This is a genomic window from Devosia sp. A369 (assembly GCF_054489345.1).
In genome coordinates this window covers 388,937-405,748 of record NZ_JBTMWV010000001.1, presented here as the reverse complement: position 1 = coordinate 405,748, position 16,812 = coordinate 388,937, and the positions used below count along the sequence as shown (strand labels likewise).

The 16,812-nt window shown below is 60.1% G+C and carries 17 protein-coding genes and 2 pseudogenes; 8 read left to right on the top strand and 11 right to left on the bottom strand.

The window, feature by feature from the left end; translation table 11 throughout:
- Window positions 1–240 precede the first annotated feature (240 nt).
- The 6 genes and pseudogenes from ACX3OZ_RS02115 to ACX3OZ_RS02090 all read right to left on the bottom strand — a co-directional run.
- Window positions 241–663: pseudogene (locus ACX3OZ_RS02115) on the bottom strand (transposase); the annotation flags it as partial.
- Between the two features lie 85 nt (window positions 664–748).
- Window positions 749–1,810: an ABC transporter substrate-binding protein gene (locus ACX3OZ_RS02110; protein ID WP_459103737.1), complete on the bottom strand. Its 1,062-nt coding sequence runs from the start codon at window positions 1,808–1,810 to the stop codon at window positions 749–751.
- Window positions 1,811–1,872: 62 nt separating this feature from the next.
- Window positions 1,873–3,120, bottom strand: a complete 1,248-nt coding sequence (locus tag ACX3OZ_RS02105; protein ID WP_459103736.1) for a DUF1501 domain-containing protein — start codon at window positions 3,118–3,120, stop codon at window positions 1,873–1,875.
- Between the two features lie 23 nt (window positions 3,121–3,143).
- Entirely contained in the window at window positions 3,144–4,868 is a 1,725-nt protein-coding gene (locus ACX3OZ_RS02100; RefSeq protein ID WP_459103735.1) for a DUF1800 domain-containing protein, read from the bottom strand.
- A 120-nt stretch (window positions 4,869–4,988) separates the two neighbouring features.
- On the bottom strand, window positions 4,989–5,828 hold the full coding sequence (locus tag ACX3OZ_RS02095) for an ABC transporter ATP-binding protein (RefSeq protein ID WP_459103734.1): 840 nt from the start codon (window positions 5,826–5,828) through the stop codon (window positions 4,989–4,991).
- A gap of 2 nt (window positions 5,829–5,830) precedes the next feature.
- A complete protein-coding gene (locus ACX3OZ_RS02090; RefSeq protein WP_459103733.1) occupies window positions 5,831–6,712 on the bottom strand; it encodes an ABC transporter permease in 882 nt (293 codons plus the stop codon).
- A gap of 253 nt (window positions 6,713–6,965) precedes the next feature.
- On the opposite strand from ACX3OZ_RS02090, the pseudogene ACX3OZ_RS02085 reads away from it, so the two are divergent.
- The 5 genes and pseudogenes from ACX3OZ_RS02085 to ACX3OZ_RS02065 all read left to right on the top strand — a co-directional run.
- Window positions 6,966–7,126: pseudogene (locus ACX3OZ_RS02085) on the top strand (IS481 family transposase); the annotation flags it as partial.
- Between the two features lie 117 nt (window positions 7,127–7,243).
- Window positions 7,244–7,747 carry a thermonuclease family protein gene (locus ACX3OZ_RS02080; RefSeq protein ID WP_459103732.1) on the top strand — a complete coding sequence of 168 codons (504 nt, stop codon included), beginning with the start codon at window positions 7,244–7,246 and terminating at the stop codon, window positions 7,745–7,747.
- A 20-nt stretch (window positions 7,748–7,767) separates the two neighbouring features.
- On the top strand, window positions 7,768–8,526 hold the full coding sequence (locus ACX3OZ_RS02075) for a MotA/TolQ/ExbB proton channel family protein (RefSeq protein ID WP_459103731.1): 759 nt from the start codon (window positions 7,768–7,770) through the stop codon (window positions 8,524–8,526).
- A complete protein-coding gene (locus tag ACX3OZ_RS02070) occupies window positions 8,519–9,187 on the top strand; it encodes a hypothetical protein (protein ID WP_459103730.1) in 669 nt (222 codons plus the stop codon). Before ACX3OZ_RS02075 ends, ACX3OZ_RS02070 begins: the two co-directional genes overlap by 8 nt.
- Window positions 9,184–9,771, top strand: a complete 588-nt coding sequence (locus ACX3OZ_RS02065) for a hypothetical protein (protein WP_459103729.1) — start codon at window positions 9,184–9,186, stop codon at window positions 9,769–9,771. The genes ACX3OZ_RS02070 and ACX3OZ_RS02065 overlap by 4 nt, the downstream gene beginning before the upstream one ends.
- 165 nt (window positions 9,772–9,936) lie before the next feature.
- Here the strand turns inward: ACX3OZ_RS02065 and ACX3OZ_RS02060 are convergent, their stop codons facing one another.
- The 3 genes from ACX3OZ_RS02060 to ACX3OZ_RS02050 are packed head-to-tail and all read right to left on the bottom strand — an operon-like array spanning window position 9,937 to window position 12,010.
- Window positions 9,937–10,731: a hypothetical protein gene (locus ACX3OZ_RS02060; protein ID WP_459103728.1), complete on the bottom strand. Its 795-nt coding sequence runs from the start codon at window positions 10,729–10,731 to the stop codon at window positions 9,937–9,939.
- Window positions 10,728–11,495, bottom strand: coding sequence for a pentapeptide repeat-containing protein (locus ACX3OZ_RS02055; protein WP_459103727.1), 768 nt, complete (start codon window positions 11,493–11,495; stop codon window positions 10,728–10,730). The genes ACX3OZ_RS02060 and ACX3OZ_RS02055 overlap by 4 nt, the downstream gene beginning before the upstream one ends.
- 2 nt (window positions 11,496–11,497) lie before the next feature.
- Window positions 11,498–12,010, bottom strand: a complete 513-nt coding sequence (locus ACX3OZ_RS02050) for a c-type cytochrome (RefSeq protein WP_459103726.1) — start codon at window positions 12,008–12,010, stop codon at window positions 11,498–11,500.
- 118 nt (window positions 12,011–12,128) lie between these two features.
- On the opposite strand from ACX3OZ_RS02050, the gene ACX3OZ_RS02045 reads away from it, so the two are divergent.
- A complete protein-coding gene (locus ACX3OZ_RS02045) occupies window positions 12,129–12,842 on the top strand; it encodes a hypothetical protein (RefSeq protein ID WP_459103725.1) in 714 nt (237 codons plus the stop codon).
- A 59-nt stretch (window positions 12,843–12,901) separates the two neighbouring features.
- Here the strand turns inward: ACX3OZ_RS02045 and ACX3OZ_RS02040 are convergent, their stop codons facing one another.
- Both ACX3OZ_RS02040 and scpB read right to left on the bottom strand, forming a co-directional pair.
- Window positions 12,902–14,644: an outer membrane protein assembly factor BamB family protein gene (locus tag ACX3OZ_RS02040; protein WP_459103724.1), complete on the bottom strand. Its 1,743-nt coding sequence runs from the start codon at window positions 14,642–14,644 to the stop codon at window positions 12,902–12,904.
- A 181-nt stretch (window positions 14,645–14,825) separates the two neighbouring features.
- Window positions 14,826–15,272: an SMC-Scp complex subunit ScpB gene (gene scpB, locus ACX3OZ_RS02035; RefSeq protein ID WP_459103723.1), complete on the bottom strand. Its 447-nt coding sequence runs from the start codon at window positions 15,270–15,272 to the stop codon at window positions 14,826–14,828.
- A 166-nt stretch (window positions 15,273–15,438) separates the two neighbouring features.
- On the opposite strand from scpB, the gene ACX3OZ_RS02030 reads away from it, so the two are divergent.
- Window positions 15,439–15,897 carry a cysteine hydrolase family protein gene (locus tag ACX3OZ_RS02030; protein ID WP_459103722.1) on the top strand — a complete coding sequence of 153 codons (459 nt, stop codon included), beginning with the start codon at window positions 15,439–15,441 and terminating at the stop codon, window positions 15,895–15,897.
- Between the two features lie 151 nt (window positions 15,898–16,048).
- Window positions 16,049–16,735, top strand: coding sequence for a PAQR family membrane homeostasis protein TrhA (gene trhA, locus ACX3OZ_RS02025; RefSeq protein WP_459103721.1), 687 nt, complete (start codon window positions 16,049–16,051; stop codon window positions 16,733–16,735).
- Window positions 16,736–16,812 lie beyond the last annotated feature (77 nt).

Here is a 16,812-nt window from a genome sequence, read left to right as displayed (position 1 = left end):
CACGTGTAGAGTCAGGCTTCGCTGCTAGGCATGAGGTCGTGCCACACGGGGCTCGCGCTTCTCTTCGGGGTCGGCGCTGTGACCGCCCCATGATGGGGTAAGAAAGGGGAGTGGATCAATCTTTTGGGCGCCCTTGCCGAGTGGCAGGGCTGCTGCCAGTACGATCTCACTCCACCTTCGTCCCCGTGAGGACCTCTTTCCTGCCGAGGCAGAACCACTAAAGCTCCTGTAAGTGGGTAATCAGGCGAGCGCTGCGGCAGGCTCGCTGCCCCAGCGGAAGTCGGTGCCGTCGGTCCACATCCGGTGCAGGATCACCGCCAGGCGATGGGCCACGGCGACAATGGCACGGCGCTGGCCTCGCCGCTGCGCGACCCGCATACCCCAGGCCTTTAGCCATGACCACTTACCGCGCTGGGTGAGCAGGATATGTGCTGCCTCGTACAGCATCGTGCGCAGCATGGTATCACCGGACTTCGAGATGCCGCCATCGTAGTCGATTTCACCTGACTGGTGACGACGAGGCGTCAGCCCGACATGGGCGCCGACCGCCCTGGAATGCACAAAGCGCTGCGGCTGGTCGACAGTCGCGCGGTAGGTCAACGCAACAACAGCGCCGACACCCGGCACCGTCATCAACCGCTGGCAGACGGGATCATGCCGCACGATGTGTGATGACGCGATCAGCTGGCTGCAATCATGATAGTACGAAGCGCGTGATATCCCGGTCGCCACGCGTCCGAGCCATCGCTCAGCGGAGATCGAGACCTTCTCCCTCATGGGCGCCGAGCGTTTCAAATGCCTTTTCAGTGAAACTCAGATCGACGACATCCTCGAATCTGATCACATTCACATCCGCGAAGTCGGGATTATCGTAGACGAACGCCACCGATTTCTCCAGCTGGGCCGCATTCATGCAGCCATAGACGCACCAGCGCGTGGCAATCAGGTTCGAAGTGGTCTGGATATTGTCTGGTTCCAGGTCCGGCCGGGCTTCCACCGCCGCGTCAATCCAGCGTTGCGGGTTGTCCGCCATGGCGCGGGAGGTGTCGATCAGCGCATCGGTGAAGCGCTGCAGAGCCTCGCGCTTGGTTTCGATCGTGCTGTCGAGCGTGGCAACGAACTTGGACAATGCCGGCCCCCGCTCGGAGAATTCGTCGGCGTCGAGCAGCACATGTACGCCGGGCACGTCGACGATGGACATATAGGTGCCGAAGGACACAGTGGTGGCATCGATACGGCCTGCCGCCAGTGCCTGCACACGCACATCGGGGGCGCCGATGGCCACGAAGTTCGGATCGGTGTCGGCCATGCCGAAGCTGCGCAACACCACCCGCGTCAATTGGTGATCCAGACTCCCATTGTCTGCGATGGCATAGGCCCTGCCCTTCAAGTCCGCGATGGTTTCGATCTCGGTCTTGGCTGCCATCAGAAAATTGCCGCCCATCGAGACCCCGACAATGCCGCGCACCGGCAGACCATTGTCGGCGCGCAGGCGAATGGCCGCATCGATGGTGATATCGGCGATATCGACTGCGCCGGAATTGAGCGCAGCAACCGCCTGCGGCGTGCCGTCGAGCGCCACGATGGTGACCTTGACGCCATGCTTTTCATAAAAACCGAAGCTTTCGGCCAGCTTGAAGACCGAGGCATTGGTCGGATTGAAATTGGCATCGATGACGCCCAGGGCAAGCTTGATCTCCAGCATATCACTGGGTTGGCCCAGCGCCTGTCCGCCGGCCAGCAGGGTCATCGTCGCGGCGCTCAGCAGCGTGGCGGTCGCCCGCGCCAGAGGCATCATTTTCATGGTCATGCTCGTCTCCTGCGGAACGCGTCCGCTCTTTAGATAGGGGGTCGGATAGGGTGTTCGCCGCGTCAGGCAGCCTGTCCGAAGAGCGGCAGGGGCCTGAACTCGTCGCGCAGGATGGAAGAGGGGTGTTCATGGCCCATCCAGCCGTTGATCAGCGTCGAGTAGATGCGACGATAGTCGGTGGTGAATTTGAGATTGCCGTCGTCCAGATCGGTCAGGCTGGGAATGCCGCCATATTGACCGCCCGTCACCGGCCGGCCGATGACGAAGGCGGGGCCGGCCGTACCGTGATCGGTGCCCAGGCTGGTATTTTCGGCGACGCGCCGCCCGAACTCGCTGAAGACCATGACCACCACGTCATCGCCGCGGCCCAGCCGCTCCATGTCGCGTACGAAGGCGGATATATGATCGGAGGTGTAGGACCAGAGCCGCGAATGCAGATCGCCCTGATAGACATGAGTGTCGAAGGCATTGTTGCGGTAGGGAACGTAGTAGACCTTGGTCGGGAAATCGGCCGCGACCAGCGCCGCGACGCGTTCCAGACCAAAGGGCGCCAGGCCGTAATCGATGGGAGAAGTGTAGCCTTTCCAGGCGTCGCGCACCAATTGTTCGGACGAATTGGCGCTGGCGGCGATATCGAACAGGAAGTCCTGCGCAGCATTGGCGCTGCCATTGCCACGGCTGTCGATGGCGGCGAACGCCGCCTTCTCCTCGTCGAACATGCGGCGCGCAAAATTATTCGGATTGTCGAACACCAGCGGCACATGGTTCATCGAGCGCACCGCAAGCGACTGGTGGTCATCGATATTGACCAGGAAATTGGTGGTGTGGCCCAGCGGGTCGATGGCATCGGCCATGCGCCCCAGCCAACCATGGGCTTCCCCGCTATTGGGCGCGCCGGTCTGCCAGAACGCCATGGAAGAAAAATGCGAGAACGAGGGCTGGTCATAGCCCACGCCATGCACGACCCCCATCAGCCCGTCCTTGTACAGCCGCTCGAAACCGACCATGGAGTTCTGGAAGCCGAAATGGTCGTCAATACGGAGCAGTTCGTCCTTCCTGATCCCCAGTTGGGGGCGCGCCTGGTAATAGGCGTCATCGGCATAGGGGATGACGGTGTTGAGCCCGTCATTGCCGCCGGACAATTCGACGATGACGAGGATGCGGTCGTTGATGTCGGCCTGCGCTCCCGCCACCTTCGACCAGACGGGCGAGGTGCTGATACCGCCAGCGCCGCCAAGCACCATGCTGCCAAAACCGGATTGGATCAGGCCTGCTTTATCGGCGCCGCTGAGTTTGGGTGTCCTGGCCATTTGTCGTCTCCATTGCCGCCCGCTCAGGCGAGCTGGTATTGGGGTGAACTCATGATGAGATGGCCCACGAGCCGGAGCGCATGTTCCATATAGGTCTCGGCTTCGGCCAGCCGCGTGGTGCCGAGCTGTTCGTCGAGCGTCGCCAGCAAGGCCGCCCGCGCCGGAGGCGTCAGCGGTACGCGCAGCAACTGCCGCGTCAGCACATCCACGGCCTCTGCCGTCGATTGCGCCCCGGCCTGCGTGGCGATTTCAGAGAGGCTGAACTGCGCTGCGGCGCGCGGGGTCGGCTTGAGCCTGCGAAGCGCCTCCTGATAGCCGGTGACGCTGGCATAGCGGGTATTGAAGCTCTCCTGGATTCCCGCGGCAGTGCTGAGGGCCGCGCCCTCTTCCAGCGTTGCCGCCGTGATCTCCATGCCCGCGATGAGGTTCCGGTTCACCCGCCGCACCTCCGCGCCGGGATCATGGTTTGGATCGACGAAATCGATGATGTTGGGGAACATGACCTCGCGGGCGAAATTGCCGCGTTCGAACAGCAGGCCCGGCGTGATCCAGGAACGCCCCTCCCCCCAGCCGGCGACGGTGGGGGGATAGAGCAGCACCTGACCCAGCGTCTTGCTGACCAAATAAGGGTCGGGAATGCCTGGCAATTCAGCCAAGCCGAGCTTGCGATAGGTCGAGACGAGCAGTTCGATCGGCGACTTGATATGGGTGCCGACCGAGGGCTCGCTGTAAAAATCTTCGGAGAGGAAAATCGTCCTCAGAAAGGGAGCGATATCGTAGTGGTTCTGCAGGAACAGCGCCCCCAGTTGCGCGGCGAAGCCAGGCGAAACCTCCTCCCGCACGAAAAAGCGGTAGAGCTTGGTCGCGATATAGATCGCGGTCTGCTGCTGTTCGAGAATGATGCCGAGAATGTCTTCCCCGGTGAAATTGCCGCTACGGCCCAGGAACGTCTTGGTGCCAGCATCATGCTTGTCGGGGTCGACGACAAACTCCAGATCGTCATTGCCCCAGCCAGTAAAGGCCCGCGCCGCCTCGCGGATGTCGTCCTCGGTGTAATTGCCCACGCCCATGGTGAACAATTCCATGACCTCGCGGCCGAAATTCTCGTTGGGTGCGCCTTTCACGTTCTGCGCCGCGTCGAGATAGACCAGCATGGCCGGATCCTTGGCCACGGCCATCAGCAGGTCGCCGAAATTGCCGGTGGCGCCAGCGCGCAGAGTTTCGAGCTGCAGCATGATCTTGCGATAGTCGCGCAGCTTCTCTTCACTGGTCGCGAAGTGGCCGTGCCAGAACAGGGTCATCTTTTCTTCGAGCGGCCGGTTGGTCCGCACCATGCGGTCAACCCACCAGAACGCCAGGCGTCGGGTTTCGAGCACGCTGGCCCGCAGCCAGAAGAAGAAACGATTGGTCACGGGCTGCAGCGGCCGCGCACCGCCGGGCTTGACCCGTACGCCAATGGCTTCGCCGGTGTTTTCCGCCATGTTCGTCGTCGCCGGCCGGCTGACCGGAAAATCCTTGAGCGTCGGATCCCAGAAACCGGATTCCTCGAAGACGGGGAGATAGCTGGCGTCGAGCCCGGCATAGTCGACGAGCGAGGCGACGGCCTGTTCGGGCGTCATCGCCGCCAGGCGCTCGATTTCCGCCGGGGTGCCGCCAAAGCCGGCGCGCTCCAGCAGATGCGCCGCCCGCTCGTACGTCCAGTCGGCGCGCAGCAGCGGCGACAAGGTCTCAGCGCGTAGTCCGTCCATGCAACCATACCTTCCGGCCCGCGATCCTCGCGGCGCCTTTATCTGGAAGGCTAGGATAGCGGGCCGTGCAAAGCTAGGTGCTCGGACCGCCTAAACACCTATCCGTGCTATGAGAAAAGCTTATAGGGCGGCGGAGTCTTCCGCGTCGGCCTTGGGGAACGCCCCCGCCAGTTCCTCGAGTTCGGCGCCATCGCGCACCATATCGTGAATGCGCGACCAGAGATGCTTGCGCATGGCGGCGAAGGCCGGGAGAGTGCGCGGATCGTTCAGCCAACGCGGCTCGGGAAGGTCGACATCGATGATTTCGTCCACCCGGCCGGGCCGGGGCCGCAACAGCACGATGCGCTGCGACAGCATGATGGCTTCATCGATATCATGCGTCACGAAGACGATGGCCATCCGCTGGCGCGACCACATCTGCAGCAGTTCTCCGCGCAGCACTTCGCGCGTCATGGCATCGAGTGCGGCGAAAGGCTCGTCCATCAGCAGCACTTTGGGCTCCACCGCCAGCGCCCGGGCAAGACCAACGCGTTGCTGCATGCCACCCGAGAGTTCATGCGGAAATGCATCGGCAAAATCGCGCAGGCCGACCGCGCCCAGCAGGGCCAGGGCGCGCTGGACCTGCTCCTTGCGGTCGAGGCCACGCAGCGAGAGGGCGAATTCGATATTGCCTGCCACGGTTCGCCAGGGCAGCAGGCGCGCAGATTGGAAGACCATCGCCAGATCCGGCCCCGGCTCGGGCGCCGCGCCCCTCACCCGCACCGTGCCGTCATCCACCGCGATCAGGCCATTGATGAGCCGGAGCAGGGTGGTCTTGCCACATCCGCTTGGGCCAACCAAGCTGATGAATTCACCTGGCCGCACATCGAAGGAAATATCCTCGAGCGCGCGGACCTTTCCATCCTTGAAGGATTTGCCGACATGGCGGAGCGAAATCAGGGGTTCAGGTGCGGGATCCATGGTCAGTGACCGTCCGATAGTGACAGCCGCCAGCGGCCGATGCGGTTTTCCGTGAAACGGAGCAGCGCGGTGATGAGACTGCCCAGCGCCATCAGAACGATGACCACCGCGAAATAGCGGTCCATCTGGAAACGATTGCCAGCGGCGATCAGCAGACCCCCCAGGCCGGACTGGGCCATGGTCAGCTCGGCGATGACGGTGCCCACGATGCAGATGGCCGCCCCGATGCGCAAGCCGCTGAGTATGGACGGCAGGGCATCGGGCACCATGACTTTCCAGAACAGCGTTGCCCGGTCGGCGCCGAAGGCCCGCGCCATTTCCACCAGGTCTTTATTGGCATTGGCAATGCCGGCGGCTGTGTTGATCAGGATCGGAAACAGGGCGGCGTTCCACACCACGACCACCTTGGCTTCGGTATAGAGACCGAACCAGACGATGATGAGCGGGATGAAGGCGGCGCCCGGGGTCGAATTCATCGCATTGACGAAGGGGTCGAACACGCGACCCAGAAAGCGAAAGCCGCCGAGCAGGATGCCCACGGCTATGCCGGTGGTCGCCGAGAGCAGGAAGCCCAGCCCCAGCACGGTGAGTGACTCGCCCAGCGCCCGCAACATGGTGCCGTCCGACCACATCTTAATGCTCTCTCCGACCACATCATAGGGGTGCGGCATGGTCAAATTGCCGGCCGTGGCATTGAGCGCATACATGCCCACCAGCAGCAGCAGCGCGATGGTCACCTGAGCGCCGATCACCGTGTGGCGCTCGCGCCGGCGGCGCGTACTCGCCCGCGCGGCCAGCGTGGCGGCCGACGAAATTTCCGACGCAGGCGAGTCAACAGAGTTTGTTGTCGCGCGACTTAACGGCGGCGGAGCCAGCTCGGCCATGAGCATGTCCTCTCGGCTACAAATATGGCGAATGGCGACCGTTCTCCAACCTGGCGGTCCTCCTCGCGCGTCTGCATCTTGTCCCATGCCTATCTGCCAAACCCCATTTGGCAAACAGATTTTTCTGTTCAGCGGACCCGCATCAAGTAGACTGTGTCGGTCGACAGCGGCACAGATGCGCTGCGAGCAGGAAAGACGACGTACCATGGAAGGTGACCGCGCCAGCCCGGCGTCACGCCCGAAAACCGGTCAACATCGCTCAGACCAGCAGGAATTTTACCAGCTGTTGTCGTACAAGGGTGATGTCGATCTTGAGGCCAAGCTCAACGAGTGGGGAACTTCTAAAACTTCAATCGCCCACACGGAGCGTTCAATGGCAAAACGCCCTATGAAGCCCTCCGCGAACGGCTATAATCACGCACACTCGATGTCCCGAGAAATCGTCGGCCTTACAATGCAAAAAGTTGAAAATTCTGGAACGCCTGCACGATCGAATGTCTCGGCTGCAGTTTGACGCAGAGGAGCAGGAGGATGAAACTACGGGGTTATATAGCTGGCACCTTGTTGCTGCTGGTCAGCCAATCGTCGGCGGATGAGGTGCGGGTCATCCAGGGGCCTGCTGAAGCCCTGAACGCCGACATTGTCAAGATCGGGCAAGACCGTGTGGTCTTGTGGGGGATCGATGCCCCTGAGCCTGACCAAAATTGTCGGGCCAATGGGCGAAACTGGGGATGTTTCGATGCCGCGTTACGCACACTGCAGGCTTTGATTGCCAGTGGACCGGTGACCTGCTTCACCACCACGCAATCCGATCCGTTCAATCGCTTTTACGCAATCTGCGAGGTGGGTGGGGTCGACATCAACGCCCAGATGGTCAAAGCCGGTATGGCCTTGGCGTTTCCAAAAGAGAGCGACGCCTACACGTCAGTCCAGGTGGACGCCATCATGGCTGGCGTCGGGCTTTGGCAGCCGGGAGTGGAGTTCCAGCCTCCTTGGGAATGGCGCGAAATTCAGTCGCCGGGTGGCTATAAATGAGTCTGCGAGGATACTTGACAATGGCGGCTCCGGGAAAGCTGACGGATAAGGTCGGCAACCGAGCGTACGATAAGGTCGCGCTCTGGCTCCTGTTGGCTGGACTGGTCGTTTTGGGTTTGGTGGTCGGCTATGACTATGGGTTCCTACAATATCTTTTTGCAGCGGACAGCAGCCATGTTTCGGTGCTTATCGCCATTCTGTTCGCCGGTTTCAGCCTGTACTGCCTCGCTACCATCGTGCAATTTTCCAGCGAATTGCATGTGGCTAAACTCAGTTCTCACCGACTAGATCTGGGTGAACTGGCAAGCGTGAACGCGGGCGTCACCCGCATTGGGGACTACGTGCTGCCGCGGGGCTGGGTGGGAGAACATCTCTCCGATATTTTGCTCAAGCGGTCCCGCGATCCCAATGCAAGACCGGGCGTGCTATTAGATGCTTTCATCAGCCAGTTTCGTAGCCGAGCCCGGTTTGGCATCTATGGCAGCGACGTGCTCTACAAGTTGGGAATGTTGGGGACAGTGATCGGCTTCATCCAGATGCTGTCAACGATGGATGGAATTGCCCAGTTCGACCCCGAAACCCTGCGCACTGCGCTCCGAGGGATGACCGGGGGTATGGCGACGGCATTGCTGACAACGGTAGCAGGGCTGGTTTGCGGCTTGATCTTGCGAATACAATTCAACCTGCTGGAGGGGGTGGCAGCGGACGTCATCAAGAGCACTGTGCGGATCGGTGATATATATCTCGCGCCCCTGCCGATGACGGACGCCCATGTTTGAACCTGATGTCGAGTCCGAATTCGACACCTTCACGGACTTGCTGTTCAACTCCTGTGTCGCCTTCGCGTTTTTTTTCTTTCTGGCTTTTGCACTGATCAGTCCGTCGAACAAGACCGGTAAAGTTGACACCGAAGTCGAACTGCTGATCACGGTGGGCTGGCCCGACAATCATCCCGATGACGTCGACATTTATGTCCAGGATCCGGCAGGAAATATTGTCTGGTACCACCAGCGCGAGGGCGGCCTGATGCATCTGGATCGGGATGATCGTGGTGAGTACATGGACGTAATTTCGCTCAACGGCGAAGAGATCCGCAACTCGCTTAACCAGGAGATCGTGTCGGTACGGGGCTTGATGGACGGTGAGTATATCGTCAATGTCGTGCACTATATTGCGACGACCACCCAACCGGTACCAGTCACCGCAAAAGTGGAGAAGGTCAATCCTGTTCTCAAGGTGATCTATTATGGGCAGGTCATGCTTGGAGGCACCGGCCAAGAGGACACCGTCGTCCGTTTCACCCTTAACGGTAGTACAATCACTGATGTGAACAACCGACCGACGAGCCTTGTGGCCTTGGTCAAGGACCGAGGCAATGCGCCGAGACAGCCGCCGCAATTGTCCACCGACGGCGGAGGTGGGAGCATATCACCTAAATGACGACGTTCAACATTCTTCTGCTCGCCGCAACCTACGGCTTTGTCGTCGTCATCCTGGTCGTCATCCTGCTGGCTTCCACGGTCCGGCCGGCCTCGCGCATAACCGCAGCTCTGTTGGCCAGTGCCCTGATGTTGACGGGCTATTGGAGCGCTGGCGAATTGCGCGGCTGGGCCAGCGATGCCGCTCTGCCCAGATTGTTCCAGTTGCACTGGTTTCGCATAGTGGAGCCGAACATGCTTACCGAGTATCCAGGGCAAATCTATCTGTGGCTGGAGGCGCTCGACGAACACAACTATCCGTCCGGATTCCCGCGTGCCTACGAAGTGCCCTATGACGAGGCATTGGTGCACAAACTCACCACGGCGCAGACTCAGCTGGCGCAAGGAGAAGATGTCGCCGGCCGCATCTCCGACGAGGATCCTGCAGCGGACACGCCGACCCGGCTGGCTAAAAAAATTGCGGCGGAGACGCGCATCGGTCAGCAGGGCGAGGGCGGTTCCACCGGCCAGCGTGTGCAAGCACTCGATTTTGGAAACCTGACGTTTGGGAGGTTGCCAGCTCCCGTGACACCTCCAAAAATTTAAAGGATGTCTGCCAAAGGTCGGTACCGATTTCAGAAGGAAGAAATACCGAAAATAAGGTTAGAGCGTTTCCCACCGGTTCATTCAGTGGGCCGGCATGACCCTGCGCATTCAGTCCCGAAATGCTCTAAAGCGCAGAGAACGACTCTGCGCCTCAACACCGGCCCATCACGGTCGCGCAGGGTAGACCGCCCGCACCACGAGCCACACAAGCAGCCCCAGTGAGCCTGCTGCGACGCCGATCAGGATAATCCAGGCGGCCCACCGTCCCCAGACGTTGGTTTCGAAAGCCTGCCCAGCCCATTCCTGACGGCCATAGATGACAACAGTGCCGTCAACGCCGGCGGCGCCCACTGTGATCCGGGCGTCCAGCGCGCCTTCGATGTCAAGGCGCCGGTCCTGCCAAGCTTCCAGAACGACGATTTCATTTGGTTGGAGATCCGCCAGAATGATGGTTTGCAAGCCCTCGACCGGGGTCACGATGGTGAGCGGCCCCTCGGCCGTCTCGGCCCTAAGTGTGCCCGGAAGGGTCAATGCCACATCGGTCAGGACAGTGGCGCCCTCATTATGCACCGACACAGTAGCACTGGACCGGTAGTTTTGTACCTCAGTTAGGGTTTTCAGCGGCGGTATGTTGTCCATCATGCGGGCGATGAGGTCGGGATGAACGAGGCGAGGGACAACCACCTCCCGCAACTGGCGCGCACCCTCCGTGCCCAGGATGACGCTCAGCGCCACGTCCTTGTCCACCCGGTCTTTGAGCTGGGTGACCATATGGCCTGCAATCAAAGGAGGGTCGATCCCGAACCCGGCGGGAAGTCGAAACTGTTGCAACTGGACTTCGGCCACGAGAGGTCCAGGGGCCCAGCCTCGCAGCAATCCGGCAAATACCGCGACCCCAGACAGGGAGCCGGCGGCCAAAAGCAATAGCAGGATCATCATGACCCAGGGAAACCGGCTCATTCGTGCAGGTCACCATTGGGCATGATCGTGCCGGACAAATTAACCCCCTCCATTATGGCTCCGGTCAAGCGCGCACGGGTCAACCGAGCGCCTGCGAGGTTGGCGCCAGTCAGGTCACTGCCACTCAGGTCCGCGTTGTAGAGGTCAGCGCCGCTGAGATCGGCGCCGCGCAAATTGGCATTGCGAATCCTGGCATCGATCAGCCCGCTCCCTATCAGGATTGCGTTCTCCAGATCGGCTTTAGATAATACCGCGCCGATCAGATTGCTGCGCTCCAGATTCGCGCGCTGTAGGCTGGCGCCATCCAGGCGCGCTCCTGTCAGAAATGAGCCACTGAGGTCGGCGTTGTCGAACACTGCCGCCAGTAGGCGGGCTCCCTGCATTTTAACACCCGGCAACACAGCGTTGGCGAACTGGGCCTTGCTGCCATCTGCCTCATAAAACAGGGCATCTGTTAGATTGGCGCCGTTGAAATCGGCCTGACTAGCGCGAGACTTGTTCAGATTGGCTTTCGACAGATTGGCCCGGCTAAAGTCGGTCCCCGCCAGGTTAGCGCGATGAAAAACGGCTCCGATCAAGCTCGCTCCCGAGAAATCACTGCCGGCAAGATCCTGCCGTTTGTACCTTGCCCCGTCCAGGTCACACCCTGGACAGGAGGCCTTCTCGAAGCCAGTTGCCATGATCGGCTGCGTTGATGCTGGTGTGACTGCTGCCAGAGTAATACCCAGGCAGCAGGCAAGGATGGCCCAACGGTTTGCGGTCATTGTCAATGCGATTGAGGTGGCGTTGAGGCTGCAGCGGGTGCTGCCGCCGCAGGGCCGACCGGGCCCTTGCCAGCAAAATTGTCAAGGATGTAGTCGGCAACGGCGTCGATATCCCGTTTGGCGAGGAAAGTGGTGAGAGGCCCCTGAGGTTTGTCCGAGCCGATATCCTCGGAAGTCATTCCATAGCAGCGATCATCCGTATAAGAGAATTTTTCGAAGTACGGCATGTTGGTGCCCGGAATGCCGCACGAGATAATCTCCACGAGCAGTTCCTTGTCTAGGCCGGTTTCCCGTAGATTGGCGCCACTTTCCCGTGCGTCGTCGCCAACGCCGTCACCATTTCGGCCGTGGCATTGGTTGCAGCCGCCCTTCTCGAAATAGATGCGTTCCCCGCCAGTCATCTGAGCTTGCGACGCCTGAGTGAGACCCGCGCAGAACAGCGTCCCCAACAACAGGCCGCCTAGCACGCGCATGGCTGGGGGGCGCGCGCGGTGCGCCACTGATGATTTCGCCATTTCTTGGTTCCTTTCAGGGGGTCAATAATCTTGATTGCTATTTGGCGGGCTCGTCTATGCTAGTGTGCGGTCGAACCGAATTTAGCGGCTTTTCGTTCCACAGCACAGGGAAAGCAGAATGACCTCGCAGGGTTTTAGCGTGTTTGGGGCGGGCCTGTGTGCCATTCTTGGCTTGGCAAGCACCGTCATGGCCGCCGAAGAACCGGCGGCAAGCGACGTCTGGAGGATTAGGCTTGGCCAGCCGCTCGCGGCCATCCCCGATAGCTTTGCCGATTTTGCTTGCGGCTCGGATGGGGGGCCGCCATCGCGGCAGCTTGATGGATTTGCAGCATATATGAACTGTCCGCCTGAAGCCAATGGTTGGCGGGAAGTGTATTTTCGCTATGACGATGAACTGGAGTACTGGGCCAAGGCCAACAACATCCCGCTTTTGATCGCAGGGGCCGGGACGAAGGTCTATGATCTGCCAGTCATCATGTCGGTGCTGATTGACGCGTCTGGCATCGTCAAGGGCGTGCGCATGGTCAGCGACCCGCGCGACACCTCCGTCAAGCGCGAAGACGCACGGTTTCTGCAGCCGTTTCTGATGGCGCGATTTCGTCCGAAAAGTGGAGATTGGTCGTGTGTCGACCTGTCGCCGGCTAAAGGAGAAACACCCATGAATGGGGAATTCGTCAAACAGGATTGCTCGCTGACTGTCGACAACGTCGAGTATATGCTGTCGGCCCGTTTTCTGCGCGGGGCCGGCGAGCGGCAGATTGATCCGTACACCGGCAAATTTACCGAGGGGCAGTTCCAGAGCCACGTGCGCTTCGAAATGCATGAGCTTTAGCAGTCTATGCAACAACGGGCATGGGGGCCGCAGAAATTGCGGTCCCCATGCCGACTGACCTACAGACCGAACACGAACAGCATTGCCGCGTTACGCTGCTCGCTGAGTTCTGGAGTCATCCGTAGCTTACCGCGTGCCGGGCCGGACAGGCCAGAGGCAATGGCAACGTATTGCTTGCCATCAACCGAGAACGTCATTGGCGGTGCGGTAAAGCCAATGCCTACATTGATCTTCCAGACTTCTTCCAGTGTCTCGTCATCAAACGCTATGACGCTGCCATCTGTTAGTGCCGTGAATACCAGGCCGCCGGCCGTGCTGAGTGCCCCGGCATAGTTCGGATACTTGAGCTGTACCGTCTTGACAATCTCACCTGTTACCGGATCAGCCGCCACCATTGAGCTCTCAAGCCGCTCGGAGACTACATAGCTGCCGCCAGTGAAACCCGTCTCTACGGAAGGCGGGACGCTGGAATTGGTCGTCACGTCCACACATCCAGTCATTGCGGGGATGTAGATCAAGTTGGTCTTCAGGCTGAGCGTGGACGGCCAGAAGTTGTTGCCACCGGCGATCGAGGGGCATGCCTGCTTGGTGGGTTCGTCCTCGGTACGGAACGCCGTGCCGGCATAGGTCTGCACCTGCTTGGTCGGATCGTAGTCGACCGGGACGCCGGTTTTCGGATCGATGCCCGCCGTCCAGTTGATGCCGTCCATATAGGCATTCGCCTTCAGGAACTGACCATTGTTCGCAGCGAAGGTATAGAGGAAGCCGTTGCGCGCCGAGTGGGTCAGCAGCGTTTTCTCTTCGCCGTCCACTTCGGACTTGAACAGGATGTGGGTGCCTTCCTCGTCATAGTCCCAGGAGTCGTTGGGCGTGTACTGGAAATACCAGTCGAGTGCACCGGTGTCAGGGTTTCGCGCCAGGACGCTGTTGGTAAACAGGTTGTCGCCGGGGCGATAGCTGGGATCAAACATTGGTACGGGGTTGCCGGCGCCCCAGTAGGTCAGGTTGGTTTCCGGGTCGTAGCTGCCGGTCACATACATGCCGCCGCCACCGGTTTCCCAGGCATTGTTATCGTCGGCCCAGGTCTCTGACCCCGGTTCGCCCGGTGCTGGAACATTGTACTCCTTCCAGACCTCCTCGCCGGTTTCGATATCGTAGGCGGCCATCCATGTCCGGGTGCCTGCGTCCCCGCCGGCGGCGCCAACCAGCACGTTGCCGTTGACTAGCAGTGGCGCGCCGGTCATTTCGACGCGCGGAGTATCACCGGTCACGTTGGTTTCCCACATGACTTCGCCAGTCTCCTTGTCCGAGCCAATCACGCGCGCCGGACCGTTGGCCACCGAGATCACCAGATTGCCCGCCAAGGCTACGCCACGATTGGCAATCGAAGCAGCCTCCTGGCCAGGGTCCATGCTCCAGACAATGCGGCCGGTATCGCCTGATGTACCGTCAATCTTGTAAACGACGCCCCAAGTGTCGGTGAGATAGAGAAAACCGTCTTCCGCCAGGGGAGTCGATTCCGTGTAGTTATTGGCCTGATTGTTGAGCGCGACCGAATAGAGCAGCTTTAGGCCCTGGACGTTTTCAGTGTTGATAGTATCGAGCGGAGAGTAGCGTTGGCTCGTATAGTCGCGATTGTTAGACAGCCAGTTCTGTGGCTCGCTATCAGCATTGACAATGCGCTCACCCGTTACCTCCGCTGCAACAGCAAAAGGCATCATGCCGAAGATCGCCAAATTTAAGGTCATGCCACTGGCGACCGATAAAGCCGCGTGACGCGTTAGTGCGAATTTAGATCTCATAGCCTTCTCCCATTTTTTGCACCACCTTAAGCGTGCGGTTCATCCAGCCGCTCCTAGCAGTCGCTTCAATAGGGAGGTGCACGGCGCATCCAGAATGGATATTCGCATTGTGGCCAGTATGATAATGGTGTCAATCGAGCGAACAGCGGTTTTTTGCTTATGCGCGATATAGATTGTTGTCTTAGCTGCGCCCACCCGTGCAAGCCGGCCACAGGCTAACCAACGCAACCGGGTTCACTGCAGTACAAACCAGCGTCCCCCAGCCGCTCGAGATCAGGCAGACCCCGAAGTGTGTCGAGCCCGAATTGCGCAAAGAACCCTTAGTCGTCAAATAGGTGAACGGCGCCCCAGCGGTCGGACTGCGCGGCCCCGTAGTGATCATATTTTTCTCCCGCAGCGCGCCGATGACGTCGCGCGACACTTTGCGCCCGAGGACCTTGGACACCCCCGCCCTTGTGACCGGCTGATGGTAGGCGATCGAGACCAACACCACCGCCTCGTTCTGGCTCAGATCGATGGTTCTGGCCGGGACGGCGGCGGATACAGCGATGGCATCGGCGTAGCTGACCCGGGTGCGAAAGGCCCAGCCGCCGGCGACATTCGCCCAAACCGCATCGTTTGGCGGCACTGCGCTGCCGTTTTGCCCCTGATTGGGACCAGAAACACTCTCAGTGCGTGAGGTGTGGTGGCCCTAGTTTGCTGGTACTTCACTGGTCTTTTTACTGGTACTCACTGGTACTCACTGGGGCTGCTGGTGCTCACTGGACTTTGTGGGATTTGCTCGGCTTGTGGGCTTGTGGGAAAAACTGGCCAGCAGTTTTGTCGAGAGGAAGTGCCCTAGCTATAAACAGAGCTTTGAGAGCGCCGAAGGCGCTCCGTTCTTTGTTGCTGGATCAGCGGGAGCCGAGATCATTCCCGAAGTTAAACCGAAGGCCGGCGAGCAGGTCGTCGTGAAGAACTACCCGAACGCATTTCGGGAAACCGACCTCAAGGCCCAGCTCGATGCAAAGGGCATTCAAGATCTAGTAATCGTCGGGGCGATGACCCACATGTGCATTGACGCGACGGCCAGAGCTGCGGCGGACTACAGCTTCAATGTTACCGTTGTCACGGACGCGACAGCTACGCGAGACGTCGAGTTCAACGGCAAGACCGTTTCAGCTGATCAAGTGCACGCCGCGTTTATGTCAGCGTTGGGCTTCGCATATGCCAAGATTGTTAACGCAGATGATCTGTTGGCACCGACTTCTTGAACAGGGTGCTGGTGCCGACCAAAGGACCAGCACAAGACTTGGTCCCTGTGGGACCAAGTCCACTTTTGGCGGTCGGCTAGGGTGGCAAGGCATTGAATCGTCCGATCACTTAGCTGCGCACTCCATCGCATCGTTGGCCCAGGCTTCCTATATGCAAGAAGAATTATCCAACCCTAGCCGAGGCATTATGGCAGCGCGCCCTCACTATCCTAGCGCCCAGGCGCGCTCCGCCGACCTGTTTGTCCATTTGCTTGGCCTCGGCCTTGCCATCGTCGGCGGTGGCATCCTGCTTTGGATGGGCATTCAGGATCCAGCCACTGGCAAGCTTGCCGTGATCGCAATCTACTCGCTTGGCGCGGTGTGCATGTTCGGGTTCTCCACCGCCTACAACTTCGCGCCGGCTGAATGGAAGCCCATCCTGCGCCGGCTCGACCATGTGGGCATCTTCCTGATGATCGCGGCGACCTATACGCCGTTCACCGCGTATTTGCTCTCGGGCGCCTGGGCCTGGTCGCTGACCACAAGCCTATGGGTGCTGGCCGGCTTGGGAATTGTCGGCAAGATCTTCCTGCCTCCGATCAGCCAGAAGATCTGGGTGCCTATCTATCTGGGCTTGGCCTGGATCGGCGCCATCGCAGCAGTCCCCCTTGCGGACATAACCTCTGAGGTGGTGCTGTGGCTCCTGGCGCTTGGCGGCATATTGTATTCAGCCGGTGTTCTCTTCTACACCAACAAGCGCCTGCAGTTCGCCAAAGCCATCTGGCACGGCCATGTCGTAGCCGCAGCTGCGACGCACTGGGCAGCCGTGCTGGTGGGACTGTTTGTGGTCCGCTCCTGATTGCCACGCTCAATCCGAGTGGCGCAGCGTTGAAGGCTGGGATGCTGGGCTTTGGCGTTTCTCGGAAGCTGCAGGTC

Bases quoted from the DNA above. Each gene is read 5' to 3' on its own strand.
- ACX3OZ_RS02110 (WP_459103737.1), bottom strand. From the start codon at position 1,810: ATGACCATGAAAATGATGCCTCTGGCGCGGGCGACCGCCACGCTGCTG.
- ACX3OZ_RS02070 (WP_459103730.1), top strand. From the start codon at position 8,519: ATGTTTGAACCTGATGTCGAGTCCGAATTCGACACCTTCACGGACTTG.
- ACX3OZ_RS02105 (WP_459103736.1), bottom strand. From the start codon at position 3,120: ATGGCCAGGACACCCAAACTCAGCGGCGCCGATAAAGCAGGCCTGATC.
- ACX3OZ_RS02075 (WP_459103731.1), top strand. From the start codon at position 7,768: ATGGCGGCTCCGGGAAAGCTGACGGATAAGGTCGGCAACCGAGCGTAC.
- ACX3OZ_RS02060 (WP_459103728.1), bottom strand. From the start codon at position 10,731: ATGAGCCGGTTTCCCTGGGTCATGATGATCCTGCTATTGCTTTTGGCC.
- ACX3OZ_RS02055 (WP_459103727.1), bottom strand. From the start codon at position 11,495: ATGACCGCAAACCGTTGGGCCATCCTTGCCTGCTGCCTGGGTATTACT.
- ACX3OZ_RS02080 (WP_459103732.1), top strand. From the start codon at position 7,244: ATGAAACTACGGGGTTATATAGCTGGCACCTTGTTGCTGCTGGTCAGC.
- ACX3OZ_RS02045 (WP_459103725.1), top strand. From the start codon at position 12,129: ATGACCTCGCAGGGTTTTAGCGTGTTTGGGGCGGGCCTGTGTGCCATT.
- ACX3OZ_RS02095 (WP_459103734.1), bottom strand. From the start codon at position 5,828: ATGGATCCCGCACCTGAACCCCTGATTTCGCTCCGCCATGTCGGCAAA.
- trhA (WP_459103721.1), top strand. From the start codon at position 16,049: ATGCAAGAAGAATTATCCAACCCTAGCCGAGGCATTATGGCAGCGCGC.
- ACX3OZ_RS02100 (WP_459103735.1), bottom strand. From the start codon at position 4,868: ATGGACGGACTACGCGCTGAGACCTTGTCGCCGCTGCTGCGCGCCGAC.
- ACX3OZ_RS02050 (WP_459103726.1), bottom strand. From the start codon at position 12,010: ATGGCGAAATCATCAGTGGCGCACCGCGCGCGCCCCCCAGCCATGCGC.
- ACX3OZ_RS02090 (WP_459103733.1), bottom strand. From the start codon at position 6,712: ATGGCCGAGCTGGCTCCGCCGCCGTTAAGTCGCGCGACAACAAACTCT.
- ACX3OZ_RS02040 (WP_459103724.1), bottom strand. From the start codon at position 14,644: ATGAGATCTAAATTCGCACTAACGCGTCACGCGGCTTTATCGGTCGCC.
- ACX3OZ_RS02065 (WP_459103729.1), top strand. From the start codon at position 9,184: ATGACGACGTTCAACATTCTTCTGCTCGCCGCAACCTACGGCTTTGTC.